Source organism: Mediterraneibacter sp., assembly GCF_030825015.1.
Lineage (GTDB): Bacteria > Bacillota > Clostridia > Lachnospirales > Lachnospiraceae > Mediterraneibacter.
In genome coordinates this window covers 16033-33462 of sequence record NZ_JAPJQP010000020.1, presented here as the reverse complement: position 1 = coordinate 33462, position 17430 = coordinate 16033, and the positions used below count along the sequence as shown (strand labels likewise).

15 protein-coding genes are annotated in these 17430 nt (G+C 45.0%); all 15 read left to right on the top strand.

Annotated elements, in window-relative coordinates; all coding sequences use genetic code 11:
• The first annotated feature begins 10 nt into the window (after positions 1–10).
• The 15 genes from RCH61_RS09950 (at position 11) to RCH61_RS08250 (ending at position 17359) form a co-directional block, all read left to right on the top strand.
• Complete coding sequence (locus RCH61_RS09950) at positions 11–82, top strand: LPXTG cell wall anchor domain-containing protein (protein WP_442920453.1); 72 nt, start codon at positions 11–13, stop codon at positions 80–82.
• A 203-nt stretch (positions 83–285) separates the two neighbouring features.
• A complete protein-coding gene (locus RCH61_RS08315) occupies positions 286–1272 on the top strand; it encodes a DUF2935 domain-containing protein (RefSeq protein ID WP_306480415.1) in 987 nt (328 codons plus the stop codon).
• A gap of 657 nt (positions 1273–1929) precedes the next feature.
• Positions 1930–4575, top strand: coding sequence for a valine--tRNA ligase (locus tag RCH61_RS08310; protein WP_306480414.1), 2646 nt, complete (start codon positions 1930–1932; stop codon positions 4573–4575).
• On the top strand, positions 4568–6766 hold the full coding sequence (locus RCH61_RS08305) for an LTA synthase family protein (RefSeq protein ID WP_306480413.1): 2199 nt from the start codon (positions 4568–4570) through the stop codon (positions 6764–6766). The genes RCH61_RS08310 and RCH61_RS08305 overlap by 8 nt, the downstream gene beginning before the upstream one ends.
• Complete coding sequence (locus RCH61_RS08300; RefSeq protein WP_178007255.1) at positions 6763–8067, top strand: bifunctional folylpolyglutamate synthase/dihydrofolate synthase; 1305 nt, start codon at positions 6763–6765, stop codon at positions 8065–8067. Before RCH61_RS08305 ends, RCH61_RS08300 begins: the two co-directional genes overlap by 4 nt.
• Position 8068: 1 nt before the next feature.
• Complete coding sequence (locus tag RCH61_RS08295) at positions 8069–8203, top strand: hypothetical protein (protein WP_004846746.1); 135 nt, start codon at positions 8069–8071, stop codon at positions 8201–8203.
• A gap of 20 nt (positions 8204–8223) precedes the next feature.
• Positions 8224–9558 carry a tetratricopeptide repeat protein gene (locus RCH61_RS08290; RefSeq protein WP_178007257.1) on the top strand — a complete coding sequence of 445 codons (1335 nt, stop codon included), beginning with the start codon at positions 8224–8226 and terminating at the stop codon, positions 9556–9558.
• Between the two features lie 130 nt (positions 9559–9688).
• Positions 9689–10003 (top strand): anti-sigma F factor antagonist, encoded by a 315-nt coding sequence (gene spoIIAA / locus RCH61_RS08285; protein WP_306480412.1) that lies wholly within the window; start codon positions 9689–9691, stop codon positions 10001–10003.
• Positions 10000–10455, top strand: coding sequence for an anti-sigma F factor (gene spoIIAB / locus RCH61_RS08280; protein WP_178007039.1), 456 nt, complete (start codon positions 10000–10002; stop codon positions 10453–10455). The genes spoIIAA and spoIIAB overlap by 4 nt, the downstream gene beginning before the upstream one ends.
• Positions 10434–11156, top strand: a complete 723-nt coding sequence (locus RCH61_RS08275; protein ID WP_178007037.1) for a SigF/SigG family RNA polymerase sporulation sigma factor — start codon at positions 10434–10436, stop codon at positions 11154–11156. The genes spoIIAB and RCH61_RS08275 overlap by 22 nt, the downstream gene beginning before the upstream one ends.
• A 90-nt stretch (positions 11157–11246) precedes the next feature.
• Positions 11247–11432 (top strand): hypothetical protein, encoded by a 186-nt coding sequence (locus tag RCH61_RS08270; RefSeq protein ID WP_178007035.1) that lies wholly within the window; start codon positions 11247–11249, stop codon positions 11430–11432.
• Positions 11404–12069, top strand: coding sequence for a stage V sporulation protein AA (locus RCH61_RS08265; protein WP_178007033.1), 666 nt, complete (start codon positions 11404–11406; stop codon positions 12067–12069). The genes RCH61_RS08270 and RCH61_RS08265 overlap by 29 nt, the downstream gene beginning before the upstream one ends.
• On the top strand, positions 12066–12506 hold the full coding sequence (locus RCH61_RS08260) for a stage V sporulation protein AB (RefSeq protein ID WP_178007032.1): 441 nt from the start codon (positions 12066–12068) through the stop codon (positions 12504–12506). Before RCH61_RS08265 ends, RCH61_RS08260 begins: the two co-directional genes overlap by 4 nt.
• A 183-nt stretch (positions 12507–12689) precedes the next feature.
• Entirely contained in the window at positions 12690–16289 is a 3600-nt protein-coding gene (locus tag RCH61_RS08255; protein WP_306480411.1) for an ABC transporter ATP-binding protein/permease, read from the top strand.
• Positions 16290–16414: 125 nt separating this feature from the next.
• Positions 16415–17359 (top strand): AEC family transporter, encoded by a 945-nt coding sequence (locus RCH61_RS08250; protein WP_306480410.1) that lies wholly within the window; start codon positions 16415–16417, stop codon positions 17357–17359.
• Positions 17360–17430 lie beyond the last annotated feature (71 nt).

The following is a 17430-nucleotide window of genomic DNA, read 5'->3' as shown; positions in this document are numbered from 1 at the left end:
TGCATCACCGATCCTTCCGCTTGCAGGATTGGCATTAGCGGCAGGAGCGGCAGTTACAGTTCTTCGAAAAAAAGAAGACTAATCGCCGGATATTCAAACTGATGAGAATAATTTGAAATCAGAATGAAAAAATAAAGATTTAAAACAGTGAGACGGCGCTGATCTATTTTACGGATCAGCGTCGTTTTTTGCTGGCGCGCCCTGGGAAAGTTCTAAAATTCCCCAAACTTTGGATGCCTGCATATATTATATAGAAATTCTATAAAATAATAGGTATGTAGGGAAATGAAAGAATATGTAACAACATCACTGGAAACACATTTGTTTTTTGCCAGAATTATGAGAGAACATGCGCTGTTTCTTTTGGCCGCATTTCCGGCAGGGGAAACAGAATATAGAAATAAGGCAGACTGGTTTCGTGCACAGTTTGAAAAAGCGCTGGAGCAGGCAGTCCGCCTTGCCGATGGAATGGTAGGAGAAGAAGTGCTATGTTCAGGGGAGGTGTTCACAGAATTTACAGAAATGGCAGAGCGGCAGACAAGAAGGCTGACAAAGATTCCGATTGATATTCGGATTACGCAGGCAGAAAAGAAACTGCATGCAGGCTGTGGAATATGTCGGGACAGAAGAATGATACAGCAGGTACGCCGACTGAATCAGAATGTACGGTGTCTGTTGAATGGATTGATTGCGTTTAAAGAGAAAATATTGCAGGAGGTCACGGTTTGTAATTTGTACACAGCAAATTATCCGCTGCTGATTGAGCATATCCTCAGGGAGGCAAAATTGTACCATCAGATTATAACAGAGCTGGAAGAAAAAGGATGTATGCCGTCAAAGAATTTAAAAAAGGCAGAACTGTTCTGGAACCAGATTATGATGGAACATGCGTTGTTTATCCGGGGGCTGCTTGACCCGACGGAGTGTGAACTTATGAAAACGGCAGATGATTTCGCCGGGGACTACTGCCGCCTGTTGGAAGAAGCGAGTAAACAGGATTGTCGGACGATGGATGAACTGACGAGAAAGACCTTGGAAACAACAAAGCAGTACCGCGATTTTAAGGCGGCAGGTACGGAAGGGATTACTGGCTGCGAAATACGTTCCGTTATACTTCCCCTGCTGGCGGACCATGTGCTTCGGGAAGCAAATCATTATCTTAGAATCCTGAAAACGAAGGGGGAAATAGGCAATGGAACTGTGCCAATATCCCTGTCAAAACAGAACCCGTTATTTTACAATAGAAGTCATACAGATTCCGATTGTATATAATCGATATGGGGATTAAGCCCCCGATTCGCAATCCATTAAACCGCAGGCTGTCAATCCATATACAGGGGCTGGCATATGATGCGGCAAGTTCCGATGGCACTTCTGAACTGCTGCCGCTAAAGTCTTAAGATTCTCTAAAAATCTTGACAAATACGGCGCTTATGTCTATAGTATGTGGTAGTTATTTTAAGGTAAAGGTGTTGATGAAGAGGAGTACATCATTCCAACCGTCAGAGAGGACTGCCCGGAGAATTATGTGTGAGGCTGCGCAAGAGATTGCGTAAAAAGCCAAATGACATCCGGCTGGAAGGCAGTTTCGGAAAAAGGGATGCTGGAAGGTAGCTTCTGAACCGGATGATTGAACGAGTCAAGTAGGTTGTCCCGGAGTAGTTCCCGTTACAGAACGTGAGAGATATATGTGTGACAGCATATATGAAATAAGGTGGTACAGCGGAGAATTCGCCCTTTACAGATGTAAAGGGCGTTTTTTGCAATGGAGACGAGCCAAAGTCCGGACTTGCCCGAGACCTTGGCGGCCGTTTACAATCCCGGACTTGCCTTTTGGCACTTCCGGTGATTATCGCTTGCGCGCGAAGATTGCGTGACAGCGCAATCTTTGTTCAATATAATGAGGGAAAGTAAGGAAAGGAAAAAAGAATGAGCAAAGAACTGGCAAAGACATATGATCCGAAAGCGATCGAAGAAAAATTGTATGAGAAATGGTGTGAGAATAAATATTTTCATGCTGAGGTTGACAGAAGCAGAAAACCGTTTACAACGGTGATGCCGCCTCCGAACATTACCGGAAAACTTCATATGGGTCATGCACTTGATAATACATTACAGGATATTTTGATCCGTTACAAGAGAATGGAAGGCTACAATGCATTATGGATTCCGGGAACAGACCATGCGGCGATTTCTACAGAGGTAAAAGTGACGAATCAGCTCAAAGAAGAGGGCATCGATAAGAAAGAGCTTGGACGGGAAGGATTCCTTGAGCGTACATGGCAGTGGAAAGAAGAGTATGCCGGAACGATCGAGAATCAGCTTAAGAAGCTTGGTATTTCCTGTGACTGGGACAGAGAGCGTTTCACGATGGATGAGGGATGCTCGAAAGCGGTTGAGGAAGTATTTATCAAATTATACGAAAAAGGATATATTTACAAAGGGTCAAGGATCATCAACTGGTGTCCGAAATGTAAGACGTCTCTTTCAGACGCAGAGGTAGAGCATGAAGAGCAGGAAGGACATTTCTGGCATATCAAATATCCGATCGTAGGAACAGACCGATTCCTTGAGATTGCGACAACGCGTCCCGAGACACTTCTTGGCGATACGGCGATTGCGGTACATCCTGATGACGAGAGATATCAGGATCTGATTGGAAAGAACGTACTTCTTCCGCTTGTGAACAGGGAGATCCCGATTGTGGCGGATTATTATGTAGACAAAGAGTTTGGGACAGGAGCTGTGAAGATCACTCCGGCACATGATCCGAATGACTTTGAAGTAGGAAAACGCCATGATCTGGAAGAGATCAATGTAATGAACGATGACGCTACGATCAATGAAAAGGGCGGAAAATACGCAGGTATGGAACGCTATGAGGCGAGAAAGGCAATCGTAAAAGATCTTGAGGAGCAGGGATATCTCGTGAAAGTTGTTCCGCATACACATGCAGTCGGAACACATGACCGATGCGGTACGACAGTTGAGCCGCTGATTAAACAGCAGTGGTTCGTGAAGATGGAAGAACTTGCAAAACCGGCGATCGAGGCGTTGAAAAGCGGAGAATTAAAATTTGTCCCTGAACGTTTCGATAAGATCTATCTCCACTGGCTGGAAAATATCAAAGACTGGTGCATTTCCAGACAGATTTGGTGGGGACACAGAATCCCGGCATATTACTGTGACGAATGCGGTGAATTTGTTGTAGACAGACATGCGCCTGAGAAATGCCCGCACTGCGGATGCACACATTTCACACAGGATGAAGATACGCTTGATACATGGTTTTCATCTGCGCTTTGGCCGTTCTCCACACTGGGCTGGCCGGATAAGACGGAAGATCTTGATTACTTCTATCCGACAGACGTACTTGTGACAGGCTACGATATCATTTTCTTCTGGGTGATCCGTATGGTATTCTCAGGATATGAGCACACAGGAAAATCTCCGTTCCACACGGTACTGATCCACGGACTTGTAAGAGATTCACAGGGACGTAAGATGAGTAAATCTTTAGGAAACGGAATCGATCCGCTGGAGATCATCGACAAATACGGTGCGGACGCTCTCCGTCTGACGCTTGTTACGGGAAATGCGCCGGGAAATGATATGCGTTTCTATAATGAGAGAGTTGAGGCAAGCCGCAACTTTGCGAATAAAGTATGGAATGCATCCCGTTTCATTATGATGAATATGGATGAAAATATTATCGACGAACCGTCGCATGATCTATTTACTCCGGCAGACAGATGGATTTTATCGGCTGCGAATACGCTTGCAAAAGATGTGACTGAAAACATGGACAAATTCGAGCTTGGTATTGCGGTTCAGAAAGTATATGACTTTATTTGGGATGAATTCTGCGACTGGTATGTAGAGATGGCAAAATTCCGTATTTACCATAAAGAGGAAGCGCCGGAAGCTGCAAACTGCGCTCTTTGGGTATTGAAAACGGTACTCGCGCAGGGATTGAAACTGCTTCATCCGTTTATGCCGTTTATCACAGAGGAGATTTACGGGGCGCTCGTTCCTGAGGAAGAGTCGCTTATGATGTCTGAGTGGCCGAAATACAAAGAAGAGTGGAACTTTGCGCAGGATGAATTTGTTATGGAGCGTGTGAAAGCAGTCACAAGAGGAATTCGAAATATCCGTGCGGAGATGGACGTTCCGAACAACCGGAAAACAAACGTCTTTATCGTAAGTGAAAAAGAAGAGCTGACAGGGGCGATTCAGGGATTTAAACAGTCTGTGATGCCGCTTATGCTGGCATCTGACATTATCGTGCAGAGCACAAAAGAGGGAATAGAGGATAATGCGGTATCCATCGTAGTTCCTGATGCGGTCGTATATCTGCCGCTTGAGGATCTTGTGGATTTCGAGCAGGAAAAAGAAAGACTTACAAAGGAAGAAGAGAGACTGAACAAGGAGATCAAACGTGCGAAAGGAATGCTTGCAAACGAGAAATTCGTAAGCAAAGCTCCGGCGGCAAAAGTTCAGGAAGAGAGGGACAAACTCGAGAAATACGAGCAGATGCTCGCACAGGTAAAGGAGAGAATGGTAGGTCTTGGCTAATATAAAAGGTTTTTTTACAAAAGTTAGGAATCTGAAAAAAGAAGATATTAAGGAGCACTTTAAAAAGAGAAAAGAACGCAGGAAGATGATTTTGGAAAAACGGCGAAACGGAAAGTTCGCCAGGAAAATGCAGCCGGTTTATAAATGGATGAACCGGCTGTCCATTCCACTTCAATTTCTGCTTGCATGTATCATCAACTTTTTTATCGAAGTCATTTCAAGACTTTCGTTTGGTGAGGCGTGGGCTTATCTTACAGGAACGCCGCTTGTGTTTTTATACAACTCGTGTATGATCTTTGTAACATTTACGATCGTATATCTTGTGCGAAGGCGTGTGTTTACCCGGATCTTGCTCAGTGTGTTTTGGCTGTTTCTGGGAATCTGCAATGGATATCTTCTGACAAAGCGTGTAACTCCGTTTAATGCGCAGGATTTGAAAGTCCTTTCAGATGCATTGGAATTGACGGGGAATTATTTTAATACGTTTGAGCTGATTATGATTATCATCGGTGTGAGCGCTCTGATCGTATGGGTCGTTTCCATGTGGAAACGGGGCGGACAGTACACTGGGAAAATGCATCGCTGGATCGCTCTTGGCGGAGTAATCGTCTCTTTTGTCGGATGCATGGCGCTGACGAATCTGGCGATTGATAAGCGGGTTATTTCAAATTACTTTGGAAATATTGCATTTGCATATGAAGATTACGGATTCCCTTACTGCTTCTCGGCAAGTTTATTTAATACAGGAATCAACGAACCGGCGGGATACAGTAAAGAGACGATGGAAAAGATCAATGACGGAGGCAAACTGACAGAAAGTTCTTCCGGACGTTCTGAAGAGCAGCTTCCGAATATTATTTTTGTACAGCTTGAATCCTTTTTTGATCCGACAGAGGTGGAGTGGCTTCGTTTTTCGGAAGATCCCATTCCGAATCTGAGAAAAATGTTCAATGAATATTCAAGCGGATATTTTAAAGTGCCGTCAGTAGGCGCCGGAACGGCGAACACAGAATTTGAAGTACTTACAGGAATGAGTATGCGTTTCTTCGGACCGGGGGAATATCCATATAAAACATATGCGAAGACGCGTACTTTGGAAAGCGCAGCATCTGCTCTTGAAAAACTTGGATACGGAGCTGAGGCGCTTCATAATAACGGCGGAAACTTCTACAGCCGTGCACAAGTATTCAATAATATGGGATTTGATCACTATACAAGTAAAGAGTTTATGAATATTCTCCAGACAACGCCGAAAGGCTGGGCGACAGATGATATTCTTGTTCCGAATATCATGGAGTCGATGGACACAACAGAAGGACAGGATTTCGTGTTTACGGTCAGCGTCGAAGGACACGGAGAATACCCGACGGAAAAAGTGTTGGAGAATCCGGATATTATTGTCAGCGGCGTGGAAAATGAAGGAGAAAGAAATGCATGGGAGTATTATGTCAATCTCGTTCATGCAATGGATGAATTTGCCGGAGATCTTGTCCGTGCAGTAGAGGCAAGAAACGAGCCGACTGTACTTGTCTTTTACGGAGATCATCTTCCGACGATGAATCTGGAAGCGAAAGACTTAAAAAGCCGATATTTGTACAATACGAATTATGTGATTTGGGATAACATCGGCTTAGAGAAAAAAGATGGAAATGTAGCGGCATATCAGGTGATGGCGAATGTGTTTGAAAGATTGGATATTCATACAGGAACTGTGTTCAATTATCATCAGGAACGCCGTCATACGAAGAATTATCTGGCAGACTTGGAATTGCTGCAGTATGACATCATGTATGGAGATCAGTATGTGTACGGAGAGGACGGTTCTCCGATGAAGGAAGGCCACATGTATATGGGTGTAAAAGACGCCGTGATCTCTCAGGTATCAGAACAGTCGAACAAAACGTACAGTATTTACGGCGAGAACTTTACGAAGCAGAGCAAAGTATTTATAAACGGGGAGAAACAAAAGACAACGTTTCTGAATAACACCCGTTTGGATCTGAAGGAGTCGGAACTTGCCGATGGAGATACGATCATGGTCGCGCAGGTCGGATCAAGCAATACGACATTTAGGACGACCAAGACATATAAGTATGAAGCAGGAACTCTGACAGAACTTCCGGCAGAGGAAGACGCGCCGGAAAACGGAAGACAGGCATTTGTCTCTGAGAAGGAAGAAAAAGAAAAATGACATACAGTGAAGCAGTAGACTATATACTGGACATTCCAAAATTTACAAAAAAGAATGATGCGGTGCACACGAGAATGTTTCTGAAAAAACTCCAAGATCCACAGCGGAAGATGAAGATCATCCATGTGGCGGGGACAAACGGGAAAGGTTCTGTGTGCGCGTATCTGGACGGAATGCTCCGTTCGGAACAGAAACGAACGGGGCTTTTTACGTCGCCTCATTTAGTAAAGATCAATGAGAGAATCGTTATAGATGGGAAAATGATCTCGGATGAACAATTTTTGGAAGTGTTTGAGGAGACGATGGGGGCTGTTCGTGAGATGGAAACAGAAGGGTTTTCCCATCCGACCTTTTTTGAATTTTTGTTTGGGATGGCAATGCTTGCTTTTGCGAAGAACGGCGCAGAATATGCTGTCCTTGAAACAGGACTGGGAGGAAGACTTGATGCGACGAACGCCGTTGAATCTCCGGCGGCATCTGTGATCACTTCAATCGGTCTTGATCATGAGCAGTATCTTGGAGATACACTGGCGAAGATTGCTTTTGAAAAAGCGGGTATTATTAAGCCGCACGTTCCCGTATATTATGCGCAGACGTCAGAAGAAAGTGACACAGTCATCGAAAAAGAGGCGGAAAAATGCGGAAGTTCCTGTAAAAAAATCGGGAAAGACGCGTACGAAATTCTCGGAATCAAGGACAAACATATTGCATTTTCATGTTTGAATGATTATTATGGAACTACCACGTGGAAATTGAACAACATCGGTCTGTATCAGCCTCACAACGCATTGCTTGCGATGGAAGTGATGCGCGGTCTGTTCGGGGAAGACGGACATCCGAAGCGATGGAAAGAGGCGCTTGAGGCGGTGAGATGGCAGGGAAGAATGGAAGAAGTCCTGCCTGGCGTATATGTGGACGGCGCGCATAATATAAGCGCAGTGGAGGCGTTTGCAGAGACGGCTCGGAAGGCGGGGCGTACAGATGCGATCCTGTTTTCCGCAGTTCAGGATAAAGATTATGAAGAGATGATAAAATATCTTTGCAGACATACAGACGCAGCATGCTACATCGTGACGCAGATCGAAGATGCCAGAGGAACACGGGCAGAGAAATTGGGAGAACTTTTTCGAAAATATACAGATAAGCCGGTTCACGAGATCCGTTCAGTAAGGGATGCATTTGCATATGCGGCAGGTCAAAAAAGAGACGGAAATGTGTACTGTCTCGGTTCGCTGTATCTGACCGGGATGATAGAGGGGTATCTTAAACAGAAGACGATTCAGGATTGGGGAGGAAAATAAAATGCTGGATTACGAAGAAGAATTAAAAAAATTCAAGCCGAGTCTTGAGGTAGATGATATTGAGAATGCGGTCTATCAGGAAGATCTGACGGATATGACCGATCTGTTAAAGCAGGTAATGGATCAGAAGAAGTAGAAAGATAATGGTGGGTATAAATGGAGTATACGAAGAAGATCGTGTATCAGTCTAATTACTGGTATAACGACGGTCTGAGAAAGGCGAAGATCCGCGATATGTCGGGGGCGATCATGTCTTTGCGGAAAAGTCTTCAGTTTAACAGAGAGAATATAGCCGCAAGAAACCTTCTCGGTCTTGTGTATTACGGGATCGGGGAAGTGCCGGAAGCTCTTGTAGAGTGGATTATAAGTAAAAATTTAAAACCGCGGGATAATATTGCAGACTATTATATAAAAAATGTTCAGTCTTCAGCTAAGGAGCTTGAGCAGATTGATCTTGCGATCAAGAAATATAATCAATGTCTTACATATTGTAAACAGAACGGGGAAGATTTGGCGGCGATCCAGTTAAAGCAGGTGATTGCGGCGCATCCGACATTTTTAAAGGCGTATCAGCTTCTGACGTTGATCTATCTGCATACAGGTCAGTATTCACATGCAAGACAGACGATCAAGACGGCGAGAAAGCTTGATACGACGAATGAGATCACGCTTTTGTATATGCACGAGCTGACTAAAAAGGGGAAAAAGAAGACAAAAGAAGAGAAAAAAAAGGAAGAGGCAGTTGAATATAACCTTGGAAATGAAACGATCATTCAGCCGAAACATTCCAAATTAAAACAGGTTACAGGTCAGCTTGCTGTTGCGAATATTTTTATCGGAGCGGCGATTGGAGCTGCGATTATCTGGTTTCTCGTAGCGCCTGCCGTAAATCAGTCACGGTCAGAGCGGATGAATGATCAGATGCGGGAATATGCAGACGAGATCAAGTCGCTGGAAGCGCAGGTCAGCGCGCAGACACGAACGCTGGACAATTATCGGGCGTCAGGAGAAGATGCGCAGGCGAACGCGCAGCTTGCACAGACAACGGCAGACAGTTATGAAAAGCTGTTAAGTATAGACGCACAGTATGCTTCGGGAAGCTATGTAGATTCTGATCTGGCAGATCTTCTGCTTGAGATCAGCAGAGATACGCTGAAGCAGACCGGACAGACAAAGTATGACGAACTGACGGCGGCGGTGTATCCGGAAGCATGCGATGCAAAATTCGCTGCCGGCAAAGAGGCTCTGAACGCAGGAGATTATGCGTCTGCGGTTGACGCGTTGTCCAAAGTTGTGCGCATGAATGAAGGATATTATGACGGTCAGGCGCTGCTGTATTTGGCACAGGCATATAAAGGAAACGGAGATAACGAGAATGCGTCCGCTTATTTCAAAAAAGTGACAGAGACGTATGCAGGCTCGGAATACGCTGCTGAGGCGCAGACCGGACTGGACGAGATCTCACAGGCATCGGGCGGCGCGCAGGAATAGTATTACAGACGAAAAAACAGATAGATTACGAAAGAAAAGGATGTGTTGAAAGACATGTCCTTTTTATATGCGGAAAATCTTGTAAAAAGAAATCCCATAAATTTTATGATAAGAAGGAGACGGCAAAAAGATGGAATATCAGGTGCAGGAAAATTGTCTGACGATCTATCTTCCGGCAGAAGTGGATCATCATAATGCGGAGGAGATGAAGCGGGAAGCAGATAAACTGATCGACCGAAATCATATTAAATATGTGATCTTTGATTTTGAAAACACAGATTTTATGGATAGTTCCGGTATCGGAGTTATTATGGGGCGTTATAAAACGATTTCCCTGATCGGCGGGGAAGTATGGGCAGTGCATGCAAATGCGCGCATCCGAAAAATATTGACCTTGTCAGGAGTGACGAAAATAATGCAGATCTATGAGGAGGAAGAAGAATGACACCTGCAAATGAAATGGAATTAAAGTTTGACAGCAGGTCGGCGAATGAAGGCTTTGCGCGTGTGGCAGTGGCGGCATTTATGACACAGTTAAATCCTACGGTAGAAGAGGTGGCGGACGTAAAGACCGCTGTGTCGGAAGCGGTGACAAATGTAATTATCCACGGATATGAAAAAGAAGTACGGAAAGTATATATTAAATGCATGATTGAGGAGAACGTATTTACAGTGGAAGTATGCGATCAGGGAAAAGGGATCGAAAATATCGAGGAGGCAATGTGTCCGATGTATACGACTAAGCCGGAACAGGATCGGTCAGGTATGGGATTTGCGTTTATGGAAGCGTTTATGGACAGCGTGGAAGTGGAATCTGAACTCGGGAAAGGAACACGGGTGCGGATGAAAAAAGCAGTCGGAAAAGGCAGGGATATATGGACGACACAATCGCTTTGATTAAGAGGTCACACAGTGGGGATAAAGTGGCGAGAGAACAGCTCGTGGAAGAAAATGTCGGACTGGTGCACTGTGTCGTAAAACGGTTTCTCGGCAGAGGCGCGGAGCACGAAGATTTGTTCCAGATCGGAAGTATCGGTCTGCTTAAAGCGATCGATAAGTTCGATCTGACGTATAACGTAAAATTCTCTACTTATGCAGTTCCGCTTATTTCCGGAGAGATCAAACGATTTCTGCGGGATGACGGAATGATCAAAGTAAGCCGTTCACTCAAAGAGATTGCCTATAAAAGCGTACAGGCAAGGGAACGGCTCATCGGTCTGCTGGGGCGGGAGCCTACAATGGAAGAACTGTCAGAAGAAGTAGGGGTGGGAAGAGAAGAACTGGTGCAGGCGATGGAAGCAGGATGTGAGATAGAATCGATTTATCGACCGGTTCATCAAAAGGAAGGAAGCGAGATACGGCTTCTCGATAAACTGGAGGAGAAAGAAAAAGAAGAAGAAAAAATCTTAGACCTGATCGTACTGAAAGAGCTTCTTGAAACGTTGGATGCAGAAGAAAAGCAGTTGATCTATCTTCGGTATTTTGCAGAGCGAACCCAGAGTGATGTCGGAAAGATCATGGGAATTTCTCAAGTACAGGTGTCAAGATCGGAAAAACGGATTATCGAAAAATTAAGAAAAAAAGGTGGAGGAATATAAAAGAGGGGTATAAAATCCGGCGAAGTCAGCATACTGACAGTAAACAGCGGTTAGAGTTACCGAAAACGCAGTGAAAAGGAGTCGGGTGATATGATGGAAGATGGAAACGGACGAAGAAAAGTATGGATCTGTCTGTTGATCGTCGTGTTTACGGCAGTTGTAATCGGAGCAGTGTATTATATGAATGCTCCGAAAGGACATTCGGAAGAAGGGTTCTTAATTCGAAGAGAAAGCGAGGACCGCGCTGATGGCATCAGGGAAAACATTGTATATTAAAGGTGACAGAGATGTGGAAGTGACGAAGCCGGATGTAACGCTCGGAGATTTGTTGTCGATGGAGTGCTCTGATCAGTCGATCCTGCCGAAATTGAAAACGATGAAACTGTTGAAGTTTAAGAAAACGGGAAATCAACGATGCGTTATTTCTGTGCTGAAAATCATTGCATGTATCCATGGACAATACCCAGAGTTGGAAGTACAGAATTTGGGAGAGACAGATATCATCGTGACATATGAAGATCAGAAAACGCCGTCTTACGCATGGCACTTGATAAAAACAGCTTTTGTGACGGCTGTGACATTTTGTGGGGCGGCATTCTCGATTATGGCGTTTAATAACGACGTGGATGTGACGAAACTGTTTGATCAGATCTATCGTCTTGTCACCGGAAATAAGCCGGGCGGTATAACGATTTTGGAGATCGCATATTCTGCCGGGCTTATTATCGGTATTCTGATCTTTTTTAATCATTTCGGGAAACGACGTTTTACGGTCGATCCTACGCCGATGGAAGTACAGATGCGAATTTATGAAAATGATATACAGACGACGTTGATTGAAAATGCGGCGAGAAAAGAAAAAGAGATCGATATCGGCAGCAAGAACGTCGGGAAGGGGGAGAAAACTCCGTGAATTTTTTTATTTTGACGCTTATTGGTTTAAGTGCCGGGGCGGCTGTGGCAGGCGGTTTGTTTTCTTTTATCGTGGAACTTGGGGTGATCGCTGATTTTGCAGATCGGACACATACAGGGGATAAGATCCTTTTCTATGAAACAAGCGTGGCGCTTGGCGGGATCATCGGAAATATCGTTTTCCTGCTCCGGCCTTTTCTGGAAGGAACCGCACCCTCTTATCTGGTACCTTTTGGGGGAGGGGCAGTACAGATTCTGTTTGGAATGTTTGCAGGTATTTTTGTCGGATGCTGGTCAATGGCGCTGGCGGAAATACTAAATGTGTTCCCGATCTTTATGCGCCGTGCCCGGATCGTAAGATATGCGGCGGCTTTCGTGATCAGCGCCGCTCTCGGTAAAGGATTAGGCGCAGGGCTGTTTTTCTTAAAAGGCTGGTAGGTGAGCTTTGGAAAATTGTAGATGAAAAGTGCTTTGGAAAATCATCTTGAAAGAGGCAGGATTTTGGACTATCATTAAATTTAGTATTCTTGAGGGTGGAAAGTCTGCCGCTTAGAGCAGGTCAGACGGGATATTGTTTAGAGGATGAGATAGATTGAAGACGTGGAAAGGAACAAAAACAGTATGCTCCAGATAAAGAAAATATGTAAGGAATACAGAACGGGAAGTCTTGTTCAAAAAGCGCTGGACGGAGTCAGCCTGAATTTGCGGGATAACGAATTTGTGGCAATCTTAGGACCGAGCGGCTCGGGGAAAACGACTCTGCTCAATGTCATAGGAGGATTGGATCGGTATGACAGCGGGGATTTGGTCATAAATGGGATTTCGACGAAGAGGTACAAAGACCGCGACTGGGATTCCTATCGAAATCACACGATCGGTTTTGTGTTTCAAAGCTATAATCTGATCCCCCATCAGACGCTTTTGTCAAATGTGGAACTGGCGCTTACGATCTCAGGAGTCGGGAAGGCACAGCGCAGGGAACGGGCGAAGCAGGCATTGGAACGGGTCGGATTAGGTGAGCAGATCCATAAGCGTCCAAGTCAGCTTTCCGGCGGGCAGATGCAAAGAGTTGCCATTGCAAGAGCGCTTGTGAATAATCCTGATATCCTTCTTGCCGATGAACCGACAGGAGCGCTTGACAGCGAGACAAGTATTCAGGTAATGGAGCTGCTCAAAGAAGTAGCACAGGATCGGCTCGTTGTCATGGTAACACATAATCCTGAACTGGCGCAGCAGTATGCGACAAGAATCGTGGAACTTAAAGACGGGAAGATCCGTTCGGACAGCGATGAATTTCTTGTGGACGAGGGCACAGCAGCTGTGCCGGAGCATAAAAATATGGGGAAATCTTCCATGTCATTTCTGACGGCTCTTTCCCTGAGTTTTCATAATCTTCAGACGAAAAAAGCAAGAACTTTATTAACTTCTTTTGCCGGCTCGATCGGAATTATCGGTATTGCGCTGATCCTTTCTTTGTCGGCAGGGGTGAACGACTACATAAAAAATATTGAGCGGGAGACACTTTCTCAATATCCGCTTCAGATCCAAAGCACAGGTTTTGATTTTACTTCCATGATGACCGGAGGGGAGAATCCGAAAACCGAGGAAACCGCTGCTTTGTCAGAGAAAGATGAAGGGAAGGAAAAAGAGAAGATATGGGTGATCGATATGGTCACAAATATGTTTTCCACAATGGATTCAAATGATTTGGAATCTTTGAAAAAATTTTTAGACAGTGAGGAAAGCCAGATCGATCAATATACAAATGCAGTTGAGTATTCTTATCAGGTTGTCCCTCAGATTTATGCGCAGGATGGGGAAAATGTCCGACAAGTCCACCCGGATCGCTCTTTTGAGGCGGCGGGACTTGGCTCTTCTGTCGGCTCGAACAGCCTGATGTCATCGATGATGAGCACGGATGTTTTTTATCAAATGCCGTCAGATCCTGATCTGTATAAAAATCAGTATGACGTGAAAGCAGGCCGATGGCCGAAAGCGTATAACGAATGTGTTCTTGTGCTTACTTCAGGCGGAGGAATGAGCGATCAACTGCTCTATACGCTGGGACTGAGGGATCCGCTGGAATTAGAAGAGATGGTGGCGGGGTTTGTAGAGGAAGAGCAGATCGAGATTCCGAAAGATACAAGTTTATATACATATGATGATATTCTGGGGAAAGAGTTTAAATTAGTAAACAGTGCGGATTATTATGAATATGACAACAGTTATCATGTGTGGAAAGATCGCTCAGGAGATGCGGCTTATATGAAGAAGCTTGTGAAAAATGCGGAACCGATTCAGATCGTCGGCATTGTTCAGCCGGGAGAAGATGCAAACGGCGCGGCTTTGATGCCGGGGATCAATTATCCTGCTTCGCTGATAAAACATGTCGCAGAAGGGGCAGAAAGATCAAAGATCGTGCAAGATCAGAAAGCAGATCCAAAATTGAACGTCCTTACCGGAGAACCTTTCGGGAAAGAAAATGCAAAGGGCGGATTTGATATGGATTCGCTGATCACGATCGATGAGAAGAAACTTGCACAGGCGTTTGCATTTGATAAAAATGCTTTTTCAGGAATCGAAAAGACGGCTGATTTTTCTGAAATTTTTCGTTCTGCCGGAAATGCAGTCAATCTCTCAGGTCTGTTAGATTTAAGTAAGATACAAGTTCAGCTTCCCGAACTGCCGCAGATGAATCTGGAAGCGCTGCTCAAAGATCTGGAACTTACAGTTAGCCCGGATGGATTCCGTCCTTTGGCGGAAAGCCTGACAGAAGGATATGCACAATATGCCGCTGCACATCCAGAGGCAGATTACTCTTCGCTGGCAGAGCAGTTCGGGCAATATCTCGGAACTTCGGATGCGCAGGAGATCATCCGAAGAAACATCGGTGAAATGATCCAGTCAGGCAGCGGGATGTCTGCAACAGTGGAACAGCTTCAGGCAATGGTGAAGGAAATTGCGCAGGGATACGGAACGTTTATCGTTGAAAACGGATATGAAGATCCGTCAAAGTTTGACGAATATTTGACTGAATATATGCAGACCGAAGAGGCAAAAGAAATATTGAATCGATATGCAGGAGAAATTTTTGGCGATATGGCGGGAAATCTTGAGATTACAGGAGAACAGATACAAAAGCTTTCATTGGAACTTGCAGAAGGATACGTTCGTTATGCGTCAGAAAACGGATTGGCTGATCCGACAAAGATCGGAGAACATTTTATCGCATATCTGAAGACCGAGGACGGCAGTCAGAGATTGTCTGACGGGATGAAAGGAATCGTAGATGTTGAAAGTCTGGAACAGCAGATTACAAGTGCATTTGGCTCTTATATGAAAGATGCGGTTTCTTCCTATGCAGGAGCAGCAGGGACAGCGATCGAAGGACAGATCACATCAGCGATGGGGCAGATCATGGATCAGCTTGCTGAAGGACTGCAGACTTCTATGGGACAGGCAATGACGCAGGTCGGAAGCAGTCTGCAAAACGCTGTGCATGTAGATAAAGATGCATTTGCCGAAGCATTTCGAATGAACATGACAGGGGAAGAACTGGCGGAACTGATGATGTCCATGGGAGCGGCGCAAAGCGCTACATATGACAACAATCTCAAACAGTTAGGTTATGTTGATTTCGCTGTGCCGGCTGCTGTTTCAATCTACCCAAAAGATTTTGAGAGCAAAGAAGAAGTAGTTAAGATCTTGGACGATTATAACAGAAAGATGGAAGGTGCAGGGAAAGAAGAGCAGGTGATTACTTATACGGATATGGTCGGCGCGCTGATGTCATCTGTGACGCAGATTATAGATATTATCAGTTATGTACTTGTTGCATTTGTGGCGATTTCCCTTGTCGTATCATCGATCATGATCGGTGTGATCACTTATATCAGCGTTCTTGAGCGAAAGAAAGAGATCGGAATCCTGCGCGCGATCGGAGCTTCCAAGAGCAATATTTCGCAAGTGTTTAACGCGGAGACGTTTATTATCGGTCTGTGCGCAGGAGTGATTGGAATCGGGATGACGCTTCTGCTCCTGATTCCGGGAAATGCGTTGATCCATCATTTGGCGGGAACGAATGATGTGAGCGCGGTTCTTCCGGTAATTCCGGCAATCGTACTGATTATTCTAAGCGTTATTTTGACGTTGCTTGGCGGTCTGCTTCCGTCTAAAAAGGCGGCGAAAAGTGATCCTGTGACCGCTCTTCGGACAGAGTAACTGCCTGTGATAAGGAAAAATGCAGATGCTGCATGGAAATACGGCTATTGCAATGGCGACCGCTTACAATCCGGGAATGTGCCTTTTGGCACTTCCGGTGATTTGCAGATAAGGAGAAAGAAAAAATGGAAAATTTAATCTTCAGTTTAAATGCTACAGCGCCGATTTTTTTGTTAATGGCGCTGGGGTTTCTCTTTCGGAAACTTGGCTGGATCGACGAGGTATTTGCCTCGAAAATGAATCAGTTTGTCTTTCTCGTGCCCCTTCCGATCCTTGTTTTTGAAGATCTGGCAACCGTAGATTTTCAAGAAGTGTGGAATTTGAAGTTCGTTTTGTTTTGCTTCTTCGTGACATTTGCAAGCATTGCGCTGGCTGCGGGTATTTCCTTTCTGTGGAAAGATCGTGGAATAAGAGGCGAATTTATTCAGGCGTCATACAGAAGCAGCGCAGCGCTTCTTGGTATCGCGTTTATCCGAAATATATACGGAGATGCAGGATTAGCGCCCCTTATGATTATCGGAAGCGTGCCGCTGTATAATATAATGGCTGTTGTTGTATTGTCGTTCTTTCAGCCGGAACGAAGGAAATTAGATAAAGAATTGTGGAAAAAGACACTGAAAGGGATTGTCACAAATCCGATTATAATCGGGATTGCGGCAGGACTGCTCTGGTCGGCGCTTCGGATTCCAATGCCCTGTATAATAGGAAAAACAGTATCAAATGTGGGTGCTGTCGCAACCCCTCTTGGACTGATGGCTCTTGGAGCATCCTTCGATGTTCAGAAGACGATTGGAAAGATCAAACCGGTAATTGCCGCCTGCGCGTTGAAACTTGTCGGTTTTACAACCGTATTTCTCCCTCTCGCGGTAATGCTTGGATTTCGAAGAGAAGAGCTTATCGCGATTCTTGTAATGCTTGGATCGGCAACAACAGTGAGCTGTTATGTCATGGCGAAAAATATGGGACATGAAGGTACGGTGACGTCGGGCGTTGTCATGCTGACAACTGTATTCAGTGCGTTTACATTGACGGGATGGCTGTTCCTTTTAAAAAGTATGGGACTTGTTTGATCAATCAATAAAGTTTGCAGGGTTTTGTTCATTTTGTTTTCCTTTGGAGAGCGTTTGGAAGCGGAGAAATA